Below are 23,232 nucleotides of genomic sequence, written 5' to 3'. Positions count from 1 at the left end.
TCCTTCAAAGATAACAACTCGTTAATTGAATTGGCGAGCATGAAAGAGGGCATAGCGATCGCCTTTATCCAAGAGTTCCTGATGGGTTCCAGACTCGACAATTTGTCCTTGTTCAACCACTAAGATGCGATCGGCTCGGCGCACGGTGGCTAACCGGTGGGCAATAATAAAGACGGTACGATTTTCCATTACCCGCTCTAGGGCTTCTTGTACTAGGCTCTCTGATTCTGAGTCTAGGGCAGAGGTGGCCTCATCGAGAATTAAGATCCGAGGATTGAGATAGACGGCACGGGCGATCGCCACTCGCTGTCGTTGTCCCCCCGATAACGTCATTCCTCGCTCTCCCATCCAAGTCTGATAGCCTTCGGGCAGTTGCTCGATAAACTGGTGAGCATTGGCAATTTTAGCCGCTTCTTCGACTTGCCCAAGATCGAAGTCTTTTTGACCAAAGGCAATATTTTGGGCGACTGTACCGGAAAAGAGGATTGTTTCTTGGGGTACGATGCCGATTTGTTGCCGCAGGGAGTTTAACGTCACTTTACGAATATCGACCCCATCAATGAGAATTTCACCGCTCTGCACATCATAAAATCGTAGGAGCAGGTTGACGAGGGTGGTTTTACCCGCGCCTGAAGGCCCCACGAGGGCGATCGCTTGGCCGGGTTTGGCCTGAAAATTGAGACCCTGTAAGACGGGTTTGTGGCGATCGTAGGCAAAATAAACTTGGTTGTATTCTACGGTTCCTTCAACTCTGGGTAAGGCGATCGCCTCTGAACTCTCCACCACCTGGGGCGCAATTTTCATTAACTCAAATACCCGGTCTACGGAGGCTTCGGCTTGCTTAAACTCATTAAAATTACTGGTGGCAAAGGAAATGGGATCGATCAGCATCGCCGTTGCCACTACATAGCGCAAGAAGCCATTCCCGGTCAAGTTTCCCTGTTGAATTTGCCATCCGCCCAAAAACAACAGGAAGATGATGCTCATGGCTTCTAGAAAGCCGACTACAGGAAACTGAATCGCCTTTAAGCGTTCCGCATTATACTTAGCTCGACGATTGCGTTCCGCTTCTAGACTAAAGCGCTCGACTTCATAATCAGCAGCTCCAAAGGCTTGCACCAGACGAATGCCTCCCAAAACTTCGGAGATTAAAGAAGCTAAATCTGATACTCTATTTTGACTACGGCGGGAATACTGAAGCAACTTTTCCCCAAACCATCCCACCAAAAGAGCCATTAAGGGGGCGACAATGGCTACGGCTAGGGTAAGCTGCCAGTTAATGTAAACCATGTAGCCAATAACGACAATCAGCTGGAGAATGCTGGGGAGAAACTGGTGAAAAATCTTGTTAATGGCTTCGCCAATGCGATCCACATCTTCCGTGAGTCGATAGGATAAATCGCCGGTTTTGGCCGTTTCAAAGTAATCTAAACTGAGGCGATGCAAATGGCGATAGACTTCTTGCCGTAAGTCGCGAGCAATGAGAAACGCGGCTTTGGCCATCAGAGCATCTTGTCCATATTGTACCAAGCCTCGCAAGAGAAATACGCCTGCGGCGATCGCTGCAACTTGGGCAATTTCCACTACTAAACCTTGACTGATGAACTGGGCAATGTCCCCCGCAAGTTGGGCTAAAATGGGCCAAAACCCAGTAAACACCAGCGTACAAAATAGAGCTTGGGCGATCGTTTGCCACTCTTGGCGCAGATAAGGAATTAAATCGTAATAGCTTGAGCGCGGTTTCACCCTTGGTTAGTCCTTCAAATGAGTAATAAGTCACGACTGAAAATAAGGTGGCACACGATCGCAATTTGAGGTCATCCGGGAAGCCAAAAATCTCATATGCCGATCGCCCAGTGATGCCTAAAACCGTTGTCGTAATTCTTAATTTTGCAACGAACTCTATCTGCTGCTTTCTTTAATCTTCTCTTGACTCTTGACTTGGCTTTGGCTATTTGCGAAACTAATTGATCTAACTTAAAACAGAGTTTTTGGATGGATAAGTTTGCTCCATTTCCTAGCCAACCATAAGAGTCTTCTGAAAAGAACGTCATGAACGTGCGGACACCTGGATCTAAGGCAACCACCCTTCCTTGGTTGTCAGAAGGAAAAGGTTGCACTTCTTCAGAGATAGTCAGGTAATACTCGCCATAGGCAAGGGTTACCCGACCGTCACTGAATTCTTTGGGTAGTGCTTCTTTGAGGATGCACTTCCCTAATTTTGTGTGGTAAAACCCATAATCCCTAATAGCCGATTTAGGGACAAAGATTGATTGCTGTTTGTCTTTGCGACTCCTGAATCTACAACGGCGGATCTTCCCATCTCCCATGAATCCTTTCTTAGCTGCTTTTACAGCCAAGCAAGCATCTCTAACAGCAATTGATTTGATTTGATAGGGAACGGATGATGCCCATTCCGGTAAACTCTTTAGGATTTCTCCTTTGATCGCAAACCAATTGGCTTTTGTATCCGGCTGCTGCAAGTATTCAATTGTTCTGTTGTAGACAAAGCGAGATGTCCCAAACCATTGTTTGAGTCTTGCTCTTTGTTCAGGGTTTAGGAATATTCGGATCTTCCTTGATCTTCTTGCTGTAACTTCTGAGTCCGTGCATTCTACAAGAGAAGACGTGGAGAATGGCAAGAAGATCTGACGTGAGTTCTGTTTCTGGGCAGTGAACAGTTTGCTCAAGAACCACGATTGAGCCACCGTTTTGTTGTGCCATGAACTCGAATAGCTCGAATCCAAACCGGCACAATCTGTCTCTACAGGCAACAACAATTGTGAGCTTATCGCCTTGCATAAGTCTGACCAATAAGGAGCGCAATCCTTTCCTTTTGAAGTTGAGTCCTGAGCCAATGTCTTGGATGACTTCGGCTCCTGGATATTGGCTTTGCATGAAGGAGACTTGTCTTTTGAGGTCGTCTCGTTGCTTTGTGGAACTGACTCGACAGTAGCAAATAAGGGTAGGGTCAATTGAATCGCGTTGATAGGATTCAACGTCGAATAATCTTTGCCCGGCTTCGTTTTTAATGCTTTTGATTTTGCCACTGTCCGCGTACTTCCTCAAGGTATTTGGGTGTAAACCCAGGAATTCAACTGCTTTTCTCAAGGGTACATATGCCATACTCTCTATTTTAGCATATGTTATCTATTGTAGGCAAAAGTGAATAAATGCTTTACTGTTGACTAACCTCTCAATCTACTCGGTCAGATACTAATCTATAATTCTACATCCCGGCTACTGCGTCGAACCTCATATTGAGATATTGAGTAAAAGGTTAGGGCGACCCAAGCATACATGCATCAAAAACTGCATAACTATATTAAAATGATATCTAAGCCACATCAGGCACAGATAGTATGATTCCCAGTTCACTCCTCCCATTACAGCCCCATCCAGAGCAAGATGTATCCCTAGAAGAAAAAGAGATTGCAGAGGGTATCGACTGGTTAAGCTTCCATCGAGTATGGGGGCAATTGAGCGATGAAGTGATTGAGGCGATCGCCCAATCCCTGCGTTTACTCAAAGTCGAACCTAGCCAGGAAATCTATCATGAAGGTCTAGAACCGATTGGGTTATACCTGATCAAATGGGGTTCGGTGGAGATTTATCGCTCTTCCCTGGTGGGGAAAACTCATATTCGCTATTACAGTGCGGGGGAACTGTTTGGCTATATTCCCTTGGCACTTAACGAAACCACAGCAACCTACAATACGAATGCTGTGGCGATCGCCAAAAGTGAACTCTGGTTTCTCAGTCAAACCGACTTTGAGCAGCTCACCAACCAATATCCTCCCATCGAAAAAGCTGTCAATACCTTTCTAGCTCAAGACTTAAACCACTTTGCTAATCGCATCGCTACCGAACAAATCCGCATCCAAGGACTACAACCGTTTATCCGCCCCATTCCCACAGATCACCTGATTACGGGCAAAAGTAAACTCAGCCAAAAACTAGCCGCACAGATTGAAAAAGCGACCCAAGACCTGAAACCGATCCACCTCCAATCCCCTCCCGGAGGCGGAAAAACCTTTCTGGCTGGCTATATTCATCACCATTCAGGGATTAAAGACCATCCTTGGGCTGAACTCGACTGTGCTTTGCTTCCTCGTGACGAGAGTGGGGCCCTAAATACAGATAATCTTTTTGGTCGTGTGGGTCAACAACTGGGGGCGATCGAATTGCTAGAGCGAGGAACCCTGTTAATTGCCAATTATCAGCTTCTGAGCCAAAAAGACCGCGATCGCCTCTTGCACTATCTGCAAACGAACACTATTCACCCTAACCCTGAAGGCCTCCCGATCCAGTCCTGGGTACGCCTGATCCTCAGTAGTCCCTCCTCAATGTCCTTGGGGGAGGTTCCCCATCATAGTCTTAAACTCCCCTCCCTAAAACAGCGAAAACTCGATCTCCCTAGCTTTGCCCGTTATTTCCTGGATAAATACTGCCAAGAAAGCCAGCGATCGCCCCTGAACCTCAGTCAAGCGGATTTACGCCGTCTGATTAGCTACGACTACCCCGCCAACATTGCTGAACTCGAAAGCATCCTTAAACGGGCGGTGGTCATGACTCCCCCCGAACAAGATATTATTCCCGAACAAGTCCTCTGGTCGGTTGAATCGAAAAAAAATGCCTTTCGGGTCGATTTACTCAATCAACTGCCCTGGTTGCGTCGATTTCTGCTCAGTGATTGGTGGCCGGAACGCTTCTGGGTAATTGTGATGCTCCTGTTTATCCCCGTCACCCTCATGGGTTATCTGGGCCCCCAAACCCGCGACTCTAGCGTGACGCTTAATCTCTTTTGGGCCTGGTGGTGGCCGTTTTATCTGTTGCTCTTTCCTATTATTGGTCGCTTGTGGTGCGCCATTTGTCCGTTTATGGTCACCGGAGAATGGATCAGAACCATTTCCCTGTGGATTTGGCCCCGTCAACTGCTCCCTTGGCCGACTAAATGGATGAATCGCTGGGGAGCTTGGCTGCTTTGGGCCGGTTTTGTGGCCATTTATCTCTGGGAAAAACTGGCAGATCTGCCCCATACGCCCCATCTCTCGTCTGATTTATTGCTGATTATTACAGCCGGTGCGGTGATTTTTAGCCTCATTTATGAGCGCCGTTTGTGGTGTCGCTATCTCTGTCCTATTGGCGGCATGAATGGCATGTTTGCTAAACTGGCTTTGACGGAGCTGCGATCAACTCAGCAAATTTGCGGCAGTCAATGTAGCACGTTTGGCTGTTACAAAGGCAGTGATGCGACTCCGGTTACCTTTCCTGACTCCCTACCGAATGAGGGACAAGCAACCGGGGGTTGTCCCCTCTATTCCCACCCAGCTCAACTGCGGGATAACCGGGATTGTGTGTTGTGTATGACTTGCTTAAAAGCTTGTCCGAATCGCTCCGTACAGTTGAATGTGCGGTTTGTGGCGGCGGATTTATTGGAAAATCACCAGCCGTTTTGGGCAGAGGTGGCACTACTGCTGCTCCTGTTTGGTGGAGTGTTTATGCATTCTGCTGACAAAGTTCTAGGCTTTTTTGGTCTGGATAACACTCTGATTGCGGGAAAACCCTGGTTTATGGCTTTGCCAGTGGTGCTGTTGTTGCTGAGTATTCCTTGGGTTTTAACTTATAGCGTTCATGCGATCGCCCGCTTCTTTGACCGGGAAATGCCCCCCTATTTGGTTACTATTTATGCTTATTTACCGATGACGTTGGGGGCGAATTTAGCCCATTATGTCCCGGCGGCGATGACGGAAGCCGGGCAACTGTTACCGGTGACGGCTCGCACGTTTGGCTTCTCTGGTGCGGGTTGGCCGGTGCTAACCTGGAGTGGGGATGTGGCGGCCTTTTTGCAAGGGGCGGTGCTGTTGGCGGCGATCGCCTTTAGCCTCTATCCCCTGTTCAAAATTACTCAACGCCCATTCTGGAGCAACCTACCCCATCTATTCCTGATGGCAGCATTGACATTGATCTTTTTCCAACTGCTGTTATAAACCGTTAATTGTTAATTGTTCATGCGAATTTACCAAAACATTACCGAACTCATTGGCGCAACGCCCCTAGTCCAGTTACGCCACTTGCCAAAACAGTTTAATTGTCAAGCCGAGATTGTACTGAAATTAGAGGGACTTAATCCCGCTAAATCCGTTAAAGATCGCATTGCCCTCAGCATGATTACGGAAGCGGAACAAGCGGGACTGATTACCCCTGGGGTTTCGACGATTATTGAAGCCACATCCGGCAATACGGGGATAGGGTTGGCTATGGTTTGCGCGGCGAAAAACTATCGCTTAATTCTGACAATGCCGGAGAATATGAGCCGCGAGCGTCAACAGATGGTGACTGCTTATGGGGCAGAGGTGGTTTTGACTCCCAGTCATTTGGATATGGTGGGAGCCATTCAACGGGCGAATGAATTGCTGGCAAGTACCCCTAATTCCTTTTCTCCCCAACAGTTTAGTAATCCTGCCAACCCGAAAATCCACTATCAAACCACTGGGCCGGAATTGTGGTCAGATACGGAGGGTAAGCTGGATGTGTTGGTGGTGGGTGTGGGGACGGGAGGAACCCTCACGGGAGCAGGTCGCTATTTGAAAAAAAAGAAACCAGCGCTTAAAATTGTGGCGATCGAGCCGAAAGCTAGTGCCGTTTTAAGCGGCGAGAAACCGAGCGTTCATAATCTTCAAGGTATTGGTGCGGGCTTTATCCCCGATGTCCTGCGGGTTGATTTGATTGATGAGGTGATGGCTATTTCTGAGGAACAAGCCTATGATATCGGTCGCCGTTTAGCGAAGGAAGAGGGTATTCTGAGTGGGATTTCTACGGGAGCGGCGGTTTATGCGGCGCTGCAAGTGGCCCAACGTCCAGAACATCAGGGGCAGATGATTGCGGTGATTCAACCGAGTGGAGGCGATCGCTATTTGAGTACCGCATTGTTTCAGAATTATAGTCATAAAAAGTCTTCACTTAATTTTAAAATATTATCGTGAGTGCAAAAAGAAACTGAAGATCTATAATCGCTCTCATAATCTTCGGTTTCTTTCACCCAATATTGCCCGGCGCAAAATGATGAATCATTCCACCCTTCCCATTGGGGATCTTGTTGAATTTTCTGCAATAACACTTTCGCTTTTTCGGGATTAAGTTTTAAGATAACATAATCGCTACCCTCACCATTCCAATAAGTCTGTGAAGATATATCGATGACTGTTGCCTCTTCTTTGGAAAAAGCAACTCCAGTTAATTGATGCGCCATTCCAGTCCATCCAGATTTCAGAGATAGGGGGCTAATTAAATTAGCTAAAAGCGCTAAAATTGGCATCAAAGATGCTAGAGCAAAGGGAATGAGAATCATGTATTGTAAGATTGTCCAGACGGATTTGGCTATAGATTGCAGGTTCGATTTTGTTTTCATGTTCATCAGAAGTTAACTAAGAACTGCATTCTTATCTGCTCGTCTTCAAAGAAAACGGCAAAATGTTACAAATATTAATAAATTCTGGAACAGTTTGGGTCAACCTTTCTTCTGGGGGATGGGGGGAAGCCTCACGGGAGCAGGTTGCTATTTGAAGAAAAAGAAACCATTACTCAAAATGGAGAAAACCGGCTCTCTTTAAGAAAACCGGTTTCTAGGTTGAATCGAGAATGGCTATACTATAGGGTCTTTGAAGCTTTTGATCTTAAAAAAGGGTTCATTTTATCGGTTGCTTGCTTAAGCTAGAGCTAGACCTTGGTCTAGATCATCTTCCACTACACTCAAGTTGGGGCGGGACTCTTTCAGGATAGCCGGTTCTAAGCACTTAGACTGGGCCTCAACCCTGGTTAAGGGTTGATATTGCCAGAGACCTAAGCCTTCTAAGCCTTCCCAAGATGGGGCAAAGGCTGGCAGCGCTAAGGAACAAGCTTTCCATCCCCCGCTTACAGGAACACCAAGCTGTTGGCAGGTTCCCCCTCGCCGTCCTTCGGGCGTAAAGTGGCGGCAATACCGGCAGGCGGAAGTTGGACAATTGGAGTTGCTCATGGGGAATCCTCGATCGGGGAATAAGGGGCAAGTATCGGCTTCCTCTCTATTTTCAGTTATCTTCTAGACAAAATGAAAATAGCTTCATATTTTTTTTATCTTTACTTTAACTTTGGACATAAATTCCCTGTTTTCACTATCATCCTTTTCACGGATAAGGGAGGATTTCTGGGAAAAAACTATTGGGGATCAATGAGACTGCCCAGATTACGGCCAGGGCTTCGATCTAGATTGCAAATGCTGTAATCCTAGGACTAAAACTAGGCATAAAGGACTCTTAACCTTTACATTAGAGAGAGCGGAAAACAGTAGCCAGCGTTACAAAAAATCAAGCTCAAGATGGCTCTAATTTAAATCTTTGTGAATAAAAATGTAGAGATTCCCTATCATTACCCATCAGAATAAGATACAATCAACGCTTAAATAAGCAGATTCACCGAATCCCTAGCGGCGAGACTTTGGCGATGAGTAACCGTTTTCCTGGAAAACCCCCCACCCAACCCCATCAGACCGATGCCATCCCCTTACCCCTGCAAGCGGCTCTAACCAGTCTCAATGTCAGCCTGGAGGAGGAGTTAACCCGGTATCGGCGCTATCGCCAGGGCTATACTCCAGCCCTGAAAAGCTATGCTTTAACCCCAACTGCCCAAGGTAATGCAGGCAAAACCCTAGATTGGGTCTCGCCGCCGCCTCCAGAACGGCCAAAACCGAACTCATCCCCGGTTCAAGAGACTCTAGAAACGGCTTCAGAATCTCCAGCTTCCCTATCGCCTTCGGCTAATCCCGATTTAGGGGCTGCCCTATCTACCTCTTTTGCGCCTCAACATCTGGCGGAACCGGATACGGGGTTTGAACCGGATAGCCCCCCAGAGGATTACCTGGAATCTTCAGAAGAGCTGCTCAGAAGTTTGGCGGAGGAAGAAGAGGAAGACGAAACGCCCGTTACGACTCCAGCTTTTAACCCCTGGCTTACTCCCCTGGGTATTGGTTCTACTCTGCTCTTGATTCTGCTGTGCATTACATTTGGGGTGATTTTTTTCAATCCTTCTCTGATGCGTTACTTGTTCCCCAATAGTCCCTTGCGGCAGCCTAACCCTAGTGTTCCCGAAGAATCGACTCCAGAACCTACGCCAACTCCGGCTAATTCTTCTGAGGTTTCCCAGTCCCTGAGTCATCCCCTTTCGGAATTTGGCCAGTTAACCCTAGAGAGTTTGAGTATTCTAGACCCCAAGCAGCCCCCCCCACCTTCCCCAGTGGCTTCGCCGGTGGTGGCGAAACGTCCGCTAGAAGAGCCGTCTACTAAAGCCTCGAAGTCGGAGCTAAAATCGGGGCTGAATTTGCGGGTGTTGAGTTTACCGGTGTTTTCTGCTGCTCCTGAATCTGAGCCTGCTCAATCCCCTGCTCCGCAAGCGGTAGAATCCCCAGCGCCCCTACCTCCTCCACCGGTTCCGAGGGCAACTGCTCCTCTGAATCCGCAAGAGTTGCCCCAGTTGCAAGCAGCGAATCCGATTGTGCCCCCACAGGCTCCGTCTTTTGCTGAACCAGTACCCCATCAAAGTCAGCTTCAGGGCTTTGCTGGCTCGATTCCTATCCCGGTAGATATGCCTGCTCATCAGGAGTGGATGCCGGAACCGGTGGTGACTGTGCCGGAAGTGCAGGATCTTCAATCCTATTATGTGGTGGCGAATTATGAGAATGGGACGGCTATGGCGAAAATTCAAGCCTTGGTTCCGGATGCCTATTTACGCAATTTTGCGGATGGTATTTATGTGCAGTTGGGGGTATTCGATCATCGGGGGATGGCGGAAGCGTTTTTGGAGGAACTGAGGATTGAGGGAATTGCTGCCAAAATTTACGATCATGAGTCAATAGAGATGGGATTATGAGTGTTGTCGATCGCCTAATTCGTGCTGTTCGTGCCCAGGTGAATGATTGGATTACCCAACGGCAAGATCCGGAAAAGTTGCTAGAAACGGCTATCTTGGAATTGCAAGATGACTTGGTGCGGCTGCGGCAATCGGTGGCTCAGGCGATTGCCGTGCAAAAACGTACAGAGCGACAATATCATCAAGCCACAAGGAGTGCCGAAGATTGGCACATACGGGCCCAACTCGCTCTAGAAAAACAAGATGAAACTCTGGCTAGGGAAGCGCTTACCCGCCGAAAACCTTACCTGGAAACGGCGCGAATGTTCCAGCAACACCTGCAACAGCAAGGGGTTGTGGTGGATCGGATGAAGCAGGATTTACACGCCTTAGAGGCTAAAATAGCGGAGGCTAAAGGGAAGAAAGAACTCTATATCGCCCGTGCCCGTGCGGCTAAAACTTCCGAACAATTGCACCAAGTGATGAATCAATTGAATCCTAGGGGTACATCAGCAGCTTTAGAGCGAATGGAAAATAAGGTACACCAACTTGAAGCGCAAGCGGAACTAGCCCAAGGGGGACAAGATCCCCTGGAAAGAGAGTTCCAAGCTCTAGAATCAGCAGAGCAGAATTCCGTAGAGGAGGAATTGACGGTGATTAAAACCCAACTCAAAAGCCAGGGGACTCGGAGCCAATCGGAGTACGATCAGGAATTGGAGGAGTTGCGATCGCGACTCAATGAATTGTAATTGAGTAATGGGCAATTGGGGATCTCCCCTATCCCCCATCTCTCTATTCCTCCACCTGCCACTTCCTCTTACCTTTAACACTCAACTATAATCTGTATATAGACCCTGATAGCAAAGCCGAGTTAGAACTATGGGATTATTCGACCGGATCAGCCGAGTTCTGAGAGCCAACGTAAACGATCTCGTTAGCAAAGCAGAAGACCCGGAGAAGATACTAGAGCAGTCTATTATTGACATGCAGGAAGATCTAGTACAACTCCGGCAAGCGGTTGCTAGTGCGATCGCCAGCCAAAAAAAGAGCCAGCAACAATATAACACAGCCCAGAATGAGGCCAATAAATGGCAGCAACGGGCGCAACTGGCTCTCCAGAAAGGGGATGAAAGTTTGGCACGGGAAGCCTTGCAGCGCAAAAAAGGACAGACGGATAGCGCTAATACCATTAAAGCTTCTCTAGACCAACAAATTGCCCAGGTGGAGACCCTGAAGAAAAATTTAATGCAGCTAGAGAGCAAGATTTCTGAGGCGAAAACGAAGAAAGATATGCTCAAAGCACGGATGCAAGCAGCTAAAGCCCAAGAAAACTTGCAAAATACGGTCTCGAACATGGGAACGAGTAGTGCTTTAGCGGCGTTTGACCGGATGGAGGAAAAAGTGCTGCAAATGGAAGCCAGAAGCCAGGCAGCCTATGAAATTGGGGGAACGGGGCTTGAAGAACAGTTTGTGGCTTTGGAAGGGAGCGATGTGGATGATGAATTGGCAGCCATGAAAGCTCAATTGAGTGGCGCATCCCCGAATCAAGCAGCTCTTCCCCAAGATAGCCGTTCCACTGGCTCTGCTCCAAAAGTTGAGGATGAGTTGGAGCAACTGCGTCGGGAACTGGATAAAAGCTAGGATCACAGGAACAATGAACAATTAATACTTTAAAATAATTGTTCATTGTTAATTGTTCATTGCTAATTATTTCGGTGATGGTTATCCTGCCTCTACGGGCGATCGCCTTACAGATGCTATTCTTATGGGTGGCGATCGCCATTGAATCCTATCTGCTCCATAGCCAACTCCAACTCCATCGCCGCTTCAGCATTTTTTATGCCGCCACACTCAATCTACTTGCTAACTCGATCGGTTGGTTCTTATTCTTTAGTTTAGAAAAACTACTACCTCCTGCCATTCGCCAAAGCTTGATGCGTGTAATCCTACTCGGAGAGTTAGATCAATCCAATTCATCCTGGATTTTACTCGGAATTATCAGTGCTTTTTTCATGGGTTGGTTGGTCAAACGGCAAGGGATAGCCCTTCTACGCAAGATCCGTAACTTTTGGATAGAGAAAAAATATGGAGAAGGCGGATTTAGCACGGCTGCCAGTGAAGCCTTTATCCAAAAAGCCATTTCTCGTGCTATCTTTAATGCTCATTTAATCAGCAACAGTGCGATTTTAACCATCGTCATTCTTCAATTGATAGCGCTACACTCTAGTAAGAGTTGATTGGTCTTTTCTCCTCTCCATCCCCTATTTGCTAAGGAGTTTATGAAAAACTTAATTCAACTGTTTAATGCTCTATTTTCCAGACCTCCCACCCTCTGGCAAATTCTATTTATGATCGGTTTTGGCTTCTGGGCTATGGCAGCTCTGATGCCCATCTTTCAAAAGAAAGAACTCCAAGAACTGGTGGCTCTATTGGGATTTATCAGTTTACTCTGTAGCCTATGGTTTTTTCTCAGTCAATGGACTTTGCGCTATTTAGGAATAGACTTAAAACCGATTATTGTTTGGTTATTCTTTTGTGTGGTAATTAGTAAAAAACCAAATAAATTGCCAGATGAATTTCTTTGGTTAACCTATCCACAAGTTATCGCCCTGACCCAGATATTACCAGATTTGATCAAAATATCCTCCATCGATCTGCAATCAAGAGAAGGTAAACAGCGCTTACAAAGAAATATTATCATTTTTCTCAGTAGTTTACTGGTCAGTTGCTGGATTTACTTGTACTTTATGATTAATGCATGGGGACAGGAGCATTCAGAATTAATGGATGTGGAAAAAATGAAAAACAGCTTATTTGTGATACCATTAAATCTGGAAAAGATCCGTCCATTCATCAATTAACCCTTATTTTAACTGCTGTTAGACAGACCTATGAATTTTAATCGACTCAGGGTTGTTGCCAATAATGTATTTGCTGAAACCATCCGCGATCGCATTCTCTATGTCCTAGGATTATTCGCGATTATTATAGTATTTATGATCCCCATCATTCGGGAAGTCGCCTCTACCGTAGAAGATAAAATTCTCCTGGATGTAGGTTTAGGATTGATGGAGATTCTAGGGGTAGCGGTTACAGTCTTTATCAGTACGGGATTAATTAACAAAGAGATTGACCAGCGCACCATCTATTTACTGATTGCCAAACCCCTGAATATCTCAGAACTGATTGTGGGAAAATTTTTGGGCATTACCGCAGTTTTAAGTATCCTAGTGGGTGGCATGATGGCAATTTATCTAGGAATTTTAAGCCTGAATCAAACCAGCTATCCGTCATTAACTGCCCTGATTATTTCGGCTCTGTTCCTGGTTCTGAAGCTATCCTTGATTACAGCAGCAGCGATTTTATTTGGAGTCTTTACCCGTTCCTTAGTGGCTCTATTTCTCACGTTTGGCATTTATTTCATGGGCAATTTGAGTGCTGATATGGTTAAACTGAATGCCTTAGTGGAAAATCCCCTGTTTTCCCGTCTGAGCCAAGTCTTGTTTATCATTGTGCCCGATCTATCGCGCTTAAATTTGAAAAACTTAGCGGTGTATGGGATGAATTCTTTACCCGATGCTTTGACTCTGGCAACGAATGCGGGATATGGTATAGTTTACACGATGGCGTTATTAGCTTTAGCCACGATTATTTTTGCTCAACGGGAATTTTGAGATCCCAGTCAGCCAGAGCTTTACTGCTTTCGGAGGGCTTGCCGATACTCCAGCATAGCATCCAAGGGTTCGGGATAATTCACATAGGTTGCCAGAACATTTAAATCCAGATTGGGCAGGAATTGACTGCGCTCTGTTAACCCATAACCCTGTTGTTGTCGAGAATAAACCCAAAACCGATTCTGTTGCCAAAACCACACCTCTGCTACGTCCAAACCTTGATAAATATCCAGTTTATCTATTCCTCCACTTGTTAGCACAACCTCAATGGCAATGTCAGGTAATGCTTTATTCTCTGCAATACAGAAAGAAACATCGGGTTCTGCCCCCCGTTGTCTTGCCTCATTTTTAAATGTAGTCGAACCCAAACCATAAAAACGGATGCGATTTTCCTCTAAATAAACTCCCAACAGTCGCCCAATATTATCCTTAATGATTTCATGTTGACGACTGGGCATGGTTAATTCTAATTTTCCTTCTAAATAATGAACTCGCAATCCCGGAAAGTTATGGTCGAAGTCGATTAAAAGCCCTTCGTAGAGTGACCAACTGACATCGGAAATGGTATATTGTTGATGGGTTTGGTTAGAGTGGAATTCAGGGTATGTGTTGATTTTGTCGAGTAACAGAGGATTCATGCTTTTTTTTAATTCCTAGCGTGATTCTGTGGCAATTGTATCTTACAACTTTACAGGGTAAAACGAACAAAACATGGATATCAGGGAAAAACTCAACCGTCTACAAGTGTTATTTGCGGAAATGGATCGGGCGCTGATCGCCTATTCCGGCGGAATTGATAGTACATTGGTGGCGAAAATTGCTTACGATCAATTGGGCGATCGCGCCCTCGCTGTTACTGCCGAGTCTCCGTCCCTGCTGCCGGAAGATTTAGAGGATGCTAAAGTGCAGGCGGCGGCGATTGGGATTACCCATAAGATTGTCCAAACCCATGAAATGGAGAATCCCAACTATACGTCTAATCCCGTCAATCGCTGCTATTTTTGTAAAAGTGAACTCCACGATACCCTCAAACCTCTCGCCCAAGCTTGGGGCTATCCCTATGTGATTGATGGGGTAAATGGGGATGATTTACAGGATTATCGCCCTGGAATTCAAGCAGCAAAAGAGCGGGGAGCTAGATCGCCTTTGGCAGAAGTTGGGGTAACTAAAGCGCAAGTGCGGGAACTCTCTAAATACCTAGAACTCCCCTGGTGGGATAAACCCGCTCAACCTTGTCTGAGTTCTCGCTTTCCCTATGGCGAAGAAATTACCCTGTCTAAATTACAACGGGTGGGGCGAGCCGAGCGCTATTTACGGCAACTGGGTTTAGCTCAAGTGCGGGTGCGCTCGGAGGGAGAAACCGCCAGAATAGAATTACCGCCAGAACAGATTCAATCCTTTGTTCTCTCTACAAATTTACCAGCACTGGTGCAACAGTTTCAGGGATTGGGCTTTCTCTATGTCACCCTTGACTTAGAAGGGTATGTCAGTGGCAAACTCAATCGCGTTTTAGGGGAAGTGGCTAGAGCATGACTGGGCTAAAATGAGTTATGCAAGTAGTGCGAGCATCTTGCTCGCTAAAAGTCAAAAGCGAGCAAGATGCTCGCACCCCCCCAAAACCTAAAGACACGGGGATAAGGATATGTCTTTAATTCCCCCATTCCCCCATTCCCCCATTCCCCCACTCCTCCATTCCCCCACAATGCTTGACCAAATTGCTAAAGCTTTTGAACGTAAGGATTATCGTACAGCTCAGAATTTGCTGAAGAATTTCTTGCAAAAAGAACCCCAGAATCCTTGGGGAAGGTTGTACGCTGGACGGTTGTATGAGGAACGAGGGAAACCGGATTTAGCTGAACCGATTTATCGGCAATTATTGCGTCAAGCGGAACATCCGAAAATTGTGTCTCAAGCTCGTTCTGGACTGCAACGACTGCAAAGCCAAAAAGAGGCTCAGGAGCAGCAAAAACGGCAAGAGGCGATCGCCCAAGTAACTCAAGATCCCAATCAAGCTAAACCTGGACTCTTAATTATTGAGCCGGTAGTTGGAGATGCGCGTAAAGCGGCAGCAAAAGAGTTTGCCCGAATTATGAATCTGGATTTCTATAGCGCCCAACGCCAACTTCCTGGAAAGTTTTGGCGTTTGCATCGTACCGGTACTATAGGGGCTTTGGGGGTTTATGGTCGAGAATTGCAAGAGGCAGGTATTCCGGCATTTTGGGTGAATTTAGAGAAAATCGAACAGATTCGGGTGTTTCGGGTGCAGTCTATTTCGGAACTGGGAAAAAGTGTGAGTATTATGTGCCAGGATGAATTCAATCAGTTGGGAAGGTTGAGTTTTGAATGGTCAGAAGTGGCGCAACGGGTAGAGGGAAGACTGCCCATTTTTGAATCGGTGGTGATGTTGGATAGTAAGGGTAAACAGGAGAGGGTTGAGCGCACTCAGGATTATGTTTATTTGTGCGATTTACATCTTCCCCAGAGAAATTGTTTATTGCGGTTTTGCGATCGCTCCTTTGAGTTTCATCAGAGTGTGGGCATTGTTTCTCCAGACATTCCACGATCGCAATTGACGACTCGTCTGCAATGGAATCGTTTAATCCAAGTGATGGTGAAAAATTTACCCCAGATTCCGATTTGGTCAGATTTTACGCCTTTTGGGGAGATGGTCTTACAGGAGGCTAAAGTTGTAGCAGATATTAGGGATCTCTTTGGCGCAATTCGCCCCTATATTGATATCTTTCGCAGGGCAGAAACGGATTGGGATCGGGCTTTTGCCTTGTACAGTGGCTTGGTCTTCTGTCGCCCAGGGGATTAAATATTAATGAGAATTGCAATTGTTCACCATGGGGCGATCGCCACGGCTGCCTTACGACGGATGTTAGAAAGTGTGGCTGCCTACCCCGTGATTTGGACAGCATCCAATGGCGTAGAAGCGGTGGCTAAATGCCATCAAAATCGACCCGATCTGATCTTAATGAATCTGGAGTTACCGGCGATCGATGGGGTAGAAACAACCCGGCAAATTATGAAACAGTGCCCCTGTGCCATTCTCATCATGACGGCTAATGGCAAACCAAAGATTGCCCAAGTCTATGCTGCCCTAGAACAGGGGGCGATCGATGCCGTGGAAATGCCCCTTTTGAACGGGACAACCGCCGATCCCACGGATGCATTCCTGTCTAAAGTCGCTTGCATCGGTAAACTGCTTAAGCACTCCTCTTTGACCTCTGTCCATCTCCCGAAACCCTCATCTCCCCCTTTAGTTGCCATTGGCTCATCGACGGGGGGGCCGAAAGCCTTAGCCAGTATTCTTTCCCAACTGCCCGTAAACTTTAGGGGTGCTATTGTGATTGTTCAGCATGTAGATGCCCAATTTTCTAGTGGCTTAGTAGACTGGTTGCGACAACAGAGCCAGTTACCGGTCAGAATAGCGGTTAAGGGCGATCGCCTGCTCTCCGGAACCGTTTTAGTTGCCGGTACTAACGATCACCTCTATCTCAAACCCGACTTAACCCTCGCCTATACCCCAGATCCCCGCCATAACCCCTATCGTCCCTCCGTAGATGTATTTTTCAACAGTCTCGCCGAACATTGCACCCGTCAGGGTATCGCCATTTTACTCACGGGTATGGGGCGAGATGGAGCCGAAGGATTACATTTACTTAAGCGTCAAGGTTGGCATACCATTGCCCAAGATCGAGACAGTTGTGCGGTCTATGGAATGCCCAAAGCAGCTATAGAATTAGACGCGGCGATCGAGGTTTTATCCCTAGATGCTATTGCTAAAGGCATCACTTCTCGGATGGGGAGATAGGGAGATAGAATAACTTAGAAATTGCTGATTATTTTTAATTAACAAATATGGATTCTACAGCAGAAAAAATTACCGTTTTACTCATCGACGATCAACCCATTATTAGTGAAGCCATTAGTCGCATGTTGGCCGATCAAGAGGATATCACCTTTTGCTATTGTAGCGATCCCACGGAAGCCTTTGATTGGGTGGAAAAGTCCCAACCAACGGTTATCTTACAAGATTTAGTCATGCCGCAAATGGATGGACTTTTATTAGTAAAGTTTCTGCGCTCTAATGACTCCTTAACCTCCCATATTCCTTTAATCGTCTTGTCGAGTAAGGAAGATCCAACCATCAAAGCCAAAGCCTTTGAACTAGGAGCCAATGACTACTTGGTAAAACTACCGGATCGCCGGGAAGTCATTGCTCGCATCCGCTATCATTCTAAAGCTTATTTAAATTTCCTCAAACGACAGGAAGCGGAACAATTGTTTAAAGCAGAAATCATGCGTCAAGCTGCCTATATTGAGCAAGTGGGAAAAGTCACTACAGCCGCATCAGAAGTAGAACGGGACAATTTTCAGCCTGATGCTCTAACAGAAGTGGCTCAACGCAGTGATGAGCTAGGACAACTGGCACGAGTGTTTAGTCAGATGGTGAGAACCGTTAAAGCAAGGGAAAAAGAATTAACGGAAGCTAATCAAAAATTGGAGGAATTACTCGCAGCTTTTGGCCGCTTTGTTCCCCATGAGTATCTACGTTTTTTGCGGAAAGAAAGTATCACTGAAGTGCAATTAGGCGATCATGTCAGTAAGGTAATGGCGGTGATGTTTTCTGATATTCGCTCATTTACCACCCTTTCAGAGTCTATGAGCGCTAAGGATAATTTTGCTTTTATTAATACTTATTTGCAACTGGTTACACCCAAAATTCATGTTCATCATGGGTTAATTGTCAAGTTTCTGGGAGATGGAATTATGGCCGTTTTTCCAGATACAGCTAATGATGCATTGGTGGCTGGGGTTGATGTGTTGCAAGCGGTGAAAGAATGGAATCAGGGACGATGTAAAGCGGGAGAAAAACCGATTGAAATTGGTATTGGTCTTCATGTCGGTCATATTATGTTGGGGATGGTGGGGGAACAAAATCGGATGCAGGGAGATGCATTTTCTGACAGTATTAATTTAACGGCAAGGTTAGAAGGATTGACTAAGTTTTATGGGGTTTCTCTGTTAATTTCGGGGGAAGTTTTAGACCATGCAACCAATGCGGATGAATTTCAGTTGCGCTTTTTAGACCGAGCTATTGTCAAGGGACGGAATGAGGCGATCGCCATTTATGAGGTTTTAGATGCAGCCGATGATACCATCAGAGAACTGAAGTTAAAAACCCAATCGGATTTTGAAGAGGGATTACACTTATATCGGCAAAAAGACCAACTTGAAGCCGCTAGAGCTTGTTTTGAGAAGGTGATTACCGTTAACCCAGCAGATAAAACGGCTTTGCTCTATGTAGAGCGAATCAGTCAGTTACTGACTGAGGGTGTGCCAGAAGATTGGCAGGGAGTATGGATTTTTACGGAAAAATAGGGGCATGGAAATGAAATTCAGGATTTTAATCCTGCAAATAAGCCGCTATTCGTTTTAATAATGCCATTCCCACAACCGAATTTCCGGTAGAGTCGAGCAGGGGACTATAAATGGCGATCGCCCCTTGCTGAGGAACTAAAGACAATAATACTCCACTAACACCGGATTTTGTCGGTAACTTCACGAGACGAGAAAAGGCGCTAGAATATTCATATAATCCACAGCTTTGGATTAACTCCATTACCCAGAGTTGATGCTCTGACTGAAGGTTAGCTTGGGAGTTGATTAACCCTAATCCCAATTGTACTAAATCTTCAAGACTCGACGATAAACAACACACCCTTTGATAGGTATCTAATGCCACTGCTTCAGAACTGCCTAAATATCCCGATTGGGCTAAGAGTTGGGTTAAATTCTGATTGATAGCATTCGGTAAAGACTCTACAGACGCGAGAAGTTGTCGATCTAAAAACAAGCGAGTTTGACCATAATCATTGAGCCAATTACAAAACTGTTCGCATTTTTCTATACCTGTTGCACCGGGCAAATGGGAACAAAGGGCGATCGCCCCACTATTGATCATCGGATTTCGGGGAAATCCCCCATCGACTTGTAATTGCGCTACCGAATTATAGGGTAAATCCGAAGGCCAATCACCCACCATCGTCTTAATTTTCCCTAAACCGAACTGTTCTAAAGCATACAGCAACACAAACGGCTTAATCACACTCATCAACGGCACATAACTCTCCCCCCATCCATCCCCCGGACGCTTTAAAGTTTGGACATAAATACCCATATGTCTAGGATCGACCTCAGCCAATTGAGGGATATAACGAGGCAAGCTACCCGATAAATTTAACTGTTCAATTTCCGTTAACCACTGCTCGATCAGAGACCGGGAGATTGTATTAAGATGTTTCACCCTCACCTCATCAAAAAACGGAGCGTAACAAACATTCCATTCCCCCATTCCCCCACTACAGGGCGCAAAGCGCTGTATCGATACCTTGACGAACAAGGGGCCCTCAGCCCCTTGTCTGTCCTCACTCGTTCCCTGGGATATCAACCGGTATTTCGCATTCCCGCCGCAATACCATTAATAGTGAGCAAAGCACCTCGCAGTAATTCGCCCTTACTATAGCGAGAAATCACCCCAGAAGAGCCACCCATATTATGTTCACGCAGGCGACTTAACAGAGACACTTGCAACATACCCAAGGGAATAATCGTACCATTGCGTAACTGCACCGATCGCTGAAGCATAGGTTCTCCATCCAAAAGCCGCTCATGGCTAGTAATCGCCAGAACCACTTGACAAGTGCGATAGAACTCCTCTTTGATTTGCTCAAACACCGGTTCAAGTCTGGCTAACTCATCCTGGGGACAGAGTTTTTCCAGGTAGTGTCGAGAAATATGCAAATCCACCTTAGAAAGGGTCATTTCCACTTTCGAGACAACCATCTTGAAGAAAGGCCATTTGTAGTAAAAATATTGCAGAAGTTTCAAGTGTTCTTCCGGTTCTTGATCGATAAACTCCTGTAAGGCAGTCCCGACCCCATACCAACTCGGTAATAAATAGCGAGCCTGAGTCCAGCTAAACACCCAAGGAATCGCTCGCAGTCCAGAAAGTCCTTTCTTTTTGTCCCCTCCCCGACGAGCGGGACGGGAGCTAATTTGCAGTTGGCTAATTTCCTGGATAGGGGTAGCGTAATGAAAGAAGTCGATAAAATCCGGTTGTTCGTAGATCAAAGAGCGATAGTGCGATCGCGACTTAATCGCCAATTCTTCCATAATCTCATTCCAGGGGTCGATATCATCAAAACCACTGCCCAGAACTCCCGCTTGCACCACTGCGGAGGTCATGGTTTCCAGATGATATAGGGCCAACTCCGGCAAAGAATACTTAGAGGCTAACACCTCTCCCTGCTCGGTGATTTTAATCCGCCCATTAATACTGCGGCTCGGTTGAGCTAAAATCGCTTCATAGGCTGGCCCGCCCCCTCGACCAACGGAACCTCCCCGACCATGGAAAATCCGCAGTTCTACCCCAAAGGGGGAAGCCACCTGTTCTAGCGCTTTCTGGGCTTTGTGAATTTCCCAGTTACTGCTTAAGAACCCAGAATCTTTATTGCTGTCGGAATAACCGAGCATGATTTCTTGCAAAGCCGTTGTTTGCTGTGACAACCCTTCGTAACCGCTCGAAATCGCTGCTCGATAGGCTGGCAACTCAAACAGAGATTGCATCACCTTGGGCGCTCGTTTGAGGTCTTCTACGGTCTCAAACAGGGGAACCACTTGTAAGGTACTCACCCCTGTAGCTGGATCGTAGAGTCCCGCTTCTTTTGCCAATAGCAACACTTCTAGGATATCACTGACATCATTGCTCATGCTAATGATGTAAGTTTGACAGATTTCTTGACCAAATTCCTGCTGAAGTTGACGCACCATGCGTAAGGTTTCGATGGTTTCGTTGGTGGTTTCAGAAAAGGGGAGTTCCCCCGGAATCAGGGGACGTAGGGTTTGCAGCTCTGTGGCTAACCATCTCACCCGTTCTTCTTCCGTCAGGTCATCATAGGGTTTGGGGAGTATCCGCAGGTATGCGGTTATTTCGTTGAGGGCACTGCTATGGTGAGAACTTTCTTGGCGAATGTCAAGATGGGCGAGTTTAAACCCGTAAATTTCCACTTGGCAAATCAGATCTTCGAGTTCTCGGCAATAAAAACCGGTTTCAGTCAAGGAACGATGAATCAGTTGCAGCTCTTTTAGGAAGTTTTCACTCGATAAATAGCTGTGGGTGGTGATGTTGCTTTCGGGAAATCTCGGTCTTCCGTCTTGGCCAATCATGGGCCGATGGGTGACTTGGATTTCCGATTGTAAATTGCGATCGCGGGTTTCCTCTAAGCGTTTGAGAATATACGAGAGTTTGAGGCGATAGGGTTCCTGACGATAGCGGATAGCCAGTTGCTCATAGATCGCTGGAAGTTGCTGCTGGTCTTGTTCTAAGGATTCCAGCAATTCTGGCAATACGTCGCTCCAGTGCAAGGACAAGCTCAGGATATCGATCAGGTGCTTGATTGAATTAATATACTTTTCCAGCACTAGGTTTCGCTGATAGCAGGCGGTTTGCCAGGTTACGGAAGGCGTGACAGAGGGGTTACCATCTCGATCCGATCCCACCCAAGAGCCAAAGGTACAAAACTTGTATTGAGGGGGAGTTAAGGAAGGGAAGGTGGCTTTTAGGGCTTGCTTAAACCTCTGATAGAGTTTGGGAATGGCATCAAAGAGAACTTCTTCAAAGTAGTGTAGGGTATAATCCACTTCATCGAGTACCCTGGGCTTAAATTGATGCAATTCATCAGTACGCCACCAGAGGCGAATTTCTTGGCGCAGTTGTTCGGTTTTTTCATTAATTTTGTTAGCTACCGCCGAGGGAACCGGCCCAGAACTCCCATTCGTTGCCACTACCCCTTCTTCCCATTGATCCAGTTGTTGGAGCAATTTAGCAATCCGCCGTTGCTTATCCCGAATGGTATGACGGACAATTTCCGTGGGGTGGGCTGTAAACACTAAGCGGATATCGAGTTGATTAATCAAAGCTTGAATCTGTCCAGGGGGTACATTCAGTTCTTTGAGTTTAGGAAATAGGGAATGAAATGTACCCAAGTCACGGCGAATTTTACTGAGGTTACCACTCCAAGGTTTAGGTTTGAAGGGTTCAGGGGTAGAGTCTTTGGGTCGCTCCCCACTTCCACTAGGAGATGGATTAGCCAGTGCTGGGGAATCCCAATATTGCTGTTGTTGCCCCCTTTGCTCATAATGCTGTTCAACAATGTTAATGAGCTGGAAATAGAGGGCAAAGGCTCTAGTGGCACGGATGGAGGCATTCAAATCTAAGTTTTCAATTAAGGCTTGGGTTTGAGGGTTAAGCACATTGGGGGCTTGACCTTCTGGGGAGCAGAGGGTACGCATTTCTTGAATTAAGGCGATCAGTTCACTGCCACATTCTTGTTGCAGTACCGACTCCCATAATTGTTCTACTAATTTCAGGCGGTGACGCAAAAGCAACTCAGAAGTTAGGCTCGCTACGACTTCATCGGAGGCGGAGGGCGAACCGTTAACCGATAAGGGACTCAAGCTAGGGTTTGAGGGGTGAAGTGTTGAACTCATCGAATTCTTATCCAGCTAGTGATACTCAACCATTCTAGGGGGTGAAGGTTGCTTTGACGGGAGGGACGATCGATTAGTGAATCGATATTTGCGGGCGGTTGGTCTGCTCTTGATTGTC

At 46.5% G+C, this 23,232-nt stretch carries 20 protein-coding genes; 12 read left to right on the top strand and 8 right to left on the bottom strand.

Annotation, left to right across the window (positions count from 1 at the left end; translation table 11 throughout):
* Window positions 1-21 precede the first annotated feature (21 nt).
* The 3 genes from AC3FZD_RS20780 to AC3FZD_RS20770 form a co-directional block, all read right to left on the bottom strand.
* Window positions 22-1,746: an ABC transporter ATP-binding protein gene (locus tag AC3FZD_RS20780; RefSeq protein WP_488737851.1), complete on the bottom strand. Its 1,725-nt coding sequence runs from the start codon at window positions 1,744-1,746 to the stop codon at window positions 22-24.
* A gap of 92 nt (window positions 1,747-1,838) precedes the next feature.
* Entirely contained in the window at window positions 1,839-2,642 is an 804-nt protein-coding gene (locus AC3FZD_RS20775; RefSeq protein WP_488737850.1) for a helix-turn-helix domain-containing protein, read from the bottom strand.
* Window positions 2,551-3,126: an IS607 family transposase gene (locus AC3FZD_RS20770; protein WP_488737849.1), complete on the bottom strand. Its 576-nt coding sequence runs from the start codon at window positions 3,124-3,126 to the stop codon at window positions 2,551-2,553. The genes AC3FZD_RS20775 and AC3FZD_RS20770 overlap by 92 nt, the downstream gene beginning before the upstream one ends.
* 236 nt (window positions 3,127-3,362) lie before the next feature.
* On the opposite strand from AC3FZD_RS20770, the gene AC3FZD_RS20765 reads away from it, so the two are divergent.
* Both AC3FZD_RS20765 and cysK read left to right on the top strand, forming a co-directional pair.
* A complete protein-coding gene (locus AC3FZD_RS20765) occupies window positions 3,363-5,990 on the top strand; it encodes a cyclic nucleotide-binding domain-containing protein (protein ID WP_488737848.1) in 2,628 nt (875 codons plus the stop codon).
* Between the two features lie 21 nt (window positions 5,991-6,011).
* Window positions 6,012-6,986: a cysteine synthase A gene (gene cysK / locus AC3FZD_RS20760; protein ID WP_488737847.1), complete on the top strand. Its 975-nt coding sequence runs from the start codon at window positions 6,012-6,014 to the stop codon at window positions 6,984-6,986.
* On the opposite strand, the gene AC3FZD_RS20755 is transcribed toward cysK, so the two are convergent.
* The gene (locus tag AC3FZD_RS20755; protein WP_488737846.1) at window positions 6,947-7,417 is read right to left on the bottom strand and encodes a hypothetical protein; all 471 of its coding nucleotides are present in this window, start codon (window positions 7,415-7,417) and stop codon (window positions 6,947-6,949) included. The two genes, cysK and AC3FZD_RS20755, sit on opposite strands and share 40 nt — an antisense overlap.
* Window positions 7,418-7,708: 291 nt before the next feature.
* Entirely contained in the window at window positions 7,709-8,017 is a 309-nt protein-coding gene (locus tag AC3FZD_RS20750; RefSeq protein ID WP_488737845.1) for a hypothetical protein, read from the bottom strand.
* Window positions 8,018-8,481: 464 nt separating this feature from the next.
* Here AC3FZD_RS20750 and AC3FZD_RS20745 point away from each other — a divergent pair, with 464 nt between their 5' ends.
* From AC3FZD_RS20745 to AC3FZD_RS20720, 6 genes are all read left to right on the top strand, one after another.
* Window positions 8,482-9,903, top strand: coding sequence for a hypothetical protein (locus AC3FZD_RS20745; RefSeq protein ID WP_488737844.1), 1,422 nt, complete (start codon window positions 8,482-8,484; stop codon window positions 9,901-9,903).
* Window positions 9,900-10,631 (top strand): PspA/IM30 family protein, encoded by a 732-nt coding sequence (locus AC3FZD_RS20740; protein WP_488737843.1) that lies wholly within the window; start codon window positions 9,900-9,902, stop codon window positions 10,629-10,631. The genes AC3FZD_RS20745 and AC3FZD_RS20740 overlap by 4 nt, the downstream gene beginning before the upstream one ends.
* A 130-nt stretch (window positions 10,632-10,761) precedes the next feature.
* Window positions 10,762-11,523, top strand: coding sequence for a PspA/IM30 family protein (locus AC3FZD_RS20735; RefSeq protein WP_488737842.1), 762 nt, complete (start codon window positions 10,762-10,764; stop codon window positions 11,521-11,523).
* Between the two features lie 77 nt (window positions 11,524-11,600).
* A complete protein-coding gene (fraC, locus tag AC3FZD_RS20730) occupies window positions 11,601-12,119 on the top strand; it encodes a filament integrity protein FraC (protein WP_488737841.1) in 519 nt (172 codons plus the stop codon).
* Between the two features lie 42 nt (window positions 12,120-12,161).
* A complete protein-coding gene (locus tag AC3FZD_RS20725) occupies window positions 12,162-12,743 on the top strand; it encodes a DUF5357 family protein (RefSeq protein WP_488737840.1) in 582 nt (193 codons plus the stop codon).
* 30 nt (window positions 12,744-12,773) lie between these two features.
* Window positions 12,774-13,556, top strand: a complete 783-nt coding sequence (locus tag AC3FZD_RS20720; protein WP_488737839.1) for an ABC transporter permease — start codon at window positions 12,774-12,776, stop codon at window positions 13,554-13,556.
* Between the two features lie 20 nt (window positions 13,557-13,576).
* Here AC3FZD_RS20720 and AC3FZD_RS20715 read toward each other — a convergent pair whose 3' ends face one another.
* Window positions 13,577-14,194 carry a Uma2 family endonuclease gene (locus AC3FZD_RS20715; protein ID WP_488737838.1) on the bottom strand — a complete coding sequence of 206 codons (618 nt, stop codon included), beginning with the start codon at window positions 14,192-14,194 and terminating at the stop codon, window positions 13,577-13,579.
* A gap of 73 nt (window positions 14,195-14,267) precedes the next feature.
* Here AC3FZD_RS20715 and larE point away from each other — a divergent pair, with 73 nt between their 5' ends.
* The 4 genes from larE to AC3FZD_RS20695 all read left to right on the top strand — a co-directional run bounded on the left by larE (window position 14,268) and on the right by AC3FZD_RS20695 (window position 18,944).
* Complete coding sequence (larE, locus tag AC3FZD_RS20710; RefSeq protein WP_488737837.1) at window positions 14,268-15,089, top strand: ATP-dependent sacrificial sulfur transferase LarE; 822 nt, start codon at window positions 14,268-14,270, stop codon at window positions 15,087-15,089.
* A 169-nt stretch (window positions 15,090-15,258) separates the two neighbouring features.
* Window positions 15,259-16,374: a tetratricopeptide repeat protein gene (locus tag AC3FZD_RS20705; RefSeq protein ID WP_488737836.1), complete on the top strand. Its 1,116-nt coding sequence runs from the start codon at window positions 15,259-15,261 to the stop codon at window positions 16,372-16,374.
* Between the two features lie 6 nt (window positions 16,375-16,380).
* On the top strand, window positions 16,381-17,373 hold the full coding sequence (gene cheB, locus AC3FZD_RS20700; RefSeq protein WP_488737835.1) for a chemotaxis-specific protein-glutamate methyltransferase CheB: 993 nt from the start codon (window positions 16,381-16,383) through the stop codon (window positions 17,371-17,373).
* Between the two features lie 47 nt (window positions 17,374-17,420).
* On the top strand, window positions 17,421-18,944 hold the full coding sequence (locus tag AC3FZD_RS20695; RefSeq protein ID WP_488737834.1) for a response regulator: 1,524 nt from the start codon (window positions 17,421-17,423) through the stop codon (window positions 18,942-18,944).
* A gap of 25 nt (window positions 18,945-18,969) precedes the next feature.
* On the opposite strand, the gene AC3FZD_RS20690 is transcribed toward AC3FZD_RS20695, so the two are convergent.
* Both AC3FZD_RS20690 and ppc read right to left on the bottom strand, forming a co-directional pair.
* A complete protein-coding gene (locus tag AC3FZD_RS20690; protein WP_488737833.1) occupies window positions 18,970-19,869 on the bottom strand; it encodes a glutaminase in 900 nt (299 codons plus the stop codon).
* 140 nt (window positions 19,870-20,009) lie between these two features.
* Window positions 20,010-23,114, bottom strand: coding sequence for a phosphoenolpyruvate carboxylase (ppc, locus tag AC3FZD_RS20685; RefSeq protein WP_488737832.1), 3,105 nt, complete (start codon window positions 23,112-23,114; stop codon window positions 20,010-20,012).
* Between the last annotated feature and the right edge of the window lie 118 nt (window positions 23,115-23,232).

Source organism: Roseofilum sp. KMC-1, from assembly GCF_057802075.1.
Note: the sequence above shows the minus strand (reverse complement) of the source record. Positions and strands in the feature narration are given on the sequence as shown.

Excerpts from the sequence above, each read along its gene's own strand:
- AC3FZD_RS20770 (WP_488737849.1), bottom strand. The coding sequence starts at position 3,126 with ATGGCATATGTACCCTTGAGAAAAGCAGTTGAATTCCTGGGTTTACAC.
- AC3FZD_RS20765 (WP_488737848.1), top strand. The coding sequence starts at position 3,363 with ATGATTCCCAGTTCACTCCTCCCATTACAGCCCCATCCAGAGCAAGAT.
- cysK (WP_488737847.1), top strand. The coding sequence starts at position 6,012 with ATGCGAATTTACCAAAACATTACCGAACTCATTGGCGCAACGCCCCTA.
- AC3FZD_RS20755 (WP_488737846.1), bottom strand. The coding sequence starts at position 7,417 with ATGAACATGAAAACAAAATCGAACCTGCAATCTATAGCCAAATCCGTC.
- AC3FZD_RS20750 (WP_488737845.1), bottom strand. The coding sequence starts at position 8,017 with ATGAGCAACTCCAATTGTCCAACTTCCGCCTGCCGGTATTGCCGCCAC.
- AC3FZD_RS20745 (WP_488737844.1), top strand. The coding sequence starts at position 8,482 with ATGAGTAACCGTTTTCCTGGAAAACCCCCCACCCAACCCCATCAGACC.
- AC3FZD_RS20740 (WP_488737843.1), top strand. The coding sequence starts at position 9,900 with ATGAGTGTTGTCGATCGCCTAATTCGTGCTGTTCGTGCCCAGGTGAAT.
- AC3FZD_RS20735 (WP_488737842.1), top strand. The coding sequence starts at position 10,762 with ATGGGATTATTCGACCGGATCAGCCGAGTTCTGAGAGCCAACGTAAAC.
- fraC (WP_488737841.1), top strand. The coding sequence starts at position 11,601 with ATGGTTATCCTGCCTCTACGGGCGATCGCCTTACAGATGCTATTCTTA.
- AC3FZD_RS20725 (WP_488737840.1), top strand. The coding sequence starts at position 12,162 with ATGAAAAACTTAATTCAACTGTTTAATGCTCTATTTTCCAGACCTCCC.
- AC3FZD_RS20720 (WP_488737839.1), top strand. The coding sequence starts at position 12,774 with ATGAATTTTAATCGACTCAGGGTTGTTGCCAATAATGTATTTGCTGAA.
- AC3FZD_RS20715 (WP_488737838.1), bottom strand. The coding sequence starts at position 14,194 with ATGAATCCTCTGTTACTCGACAAAATCAACACATACCCTGAATTCCAC.
- larE (WP_488737837.1), top strand. The coding sequence starts at position 14,268 with ATGGATATCAGGGAAAAACTCAACCGTCTACAAGTGTTATTTGCGGAA.
- AC3FZD_RS20705 (WP_488737836.1), top strand. The coding sequence starts at position 15,259 with ATGCTTGACCAAATTGCTAAAGCTTTTGAACGTAAGGATTATCGTACA.
- cheB (WP_488737835.1), top strand. The coding sequence starts at position 16,381 with ATGAGAATTGCAATTGTTCACCATGGGGCGATCGCCACGGCTGCCTTA.
- AC3FZD_RS20695 (WP_488737834.1), top strand. The coding sequence starts at position 17,421 with ATGGATTCTACAGCAGAAAAAATTACCGTTTTACTCATCGACGATCAA.
- ppc (WP_488737832.1), bottom strand. The coding sequence starts at position 23,114 with ATGAGTTCAACACTTCACCCCTCAAACCCTAGCTTGAGTCCCTTATCG.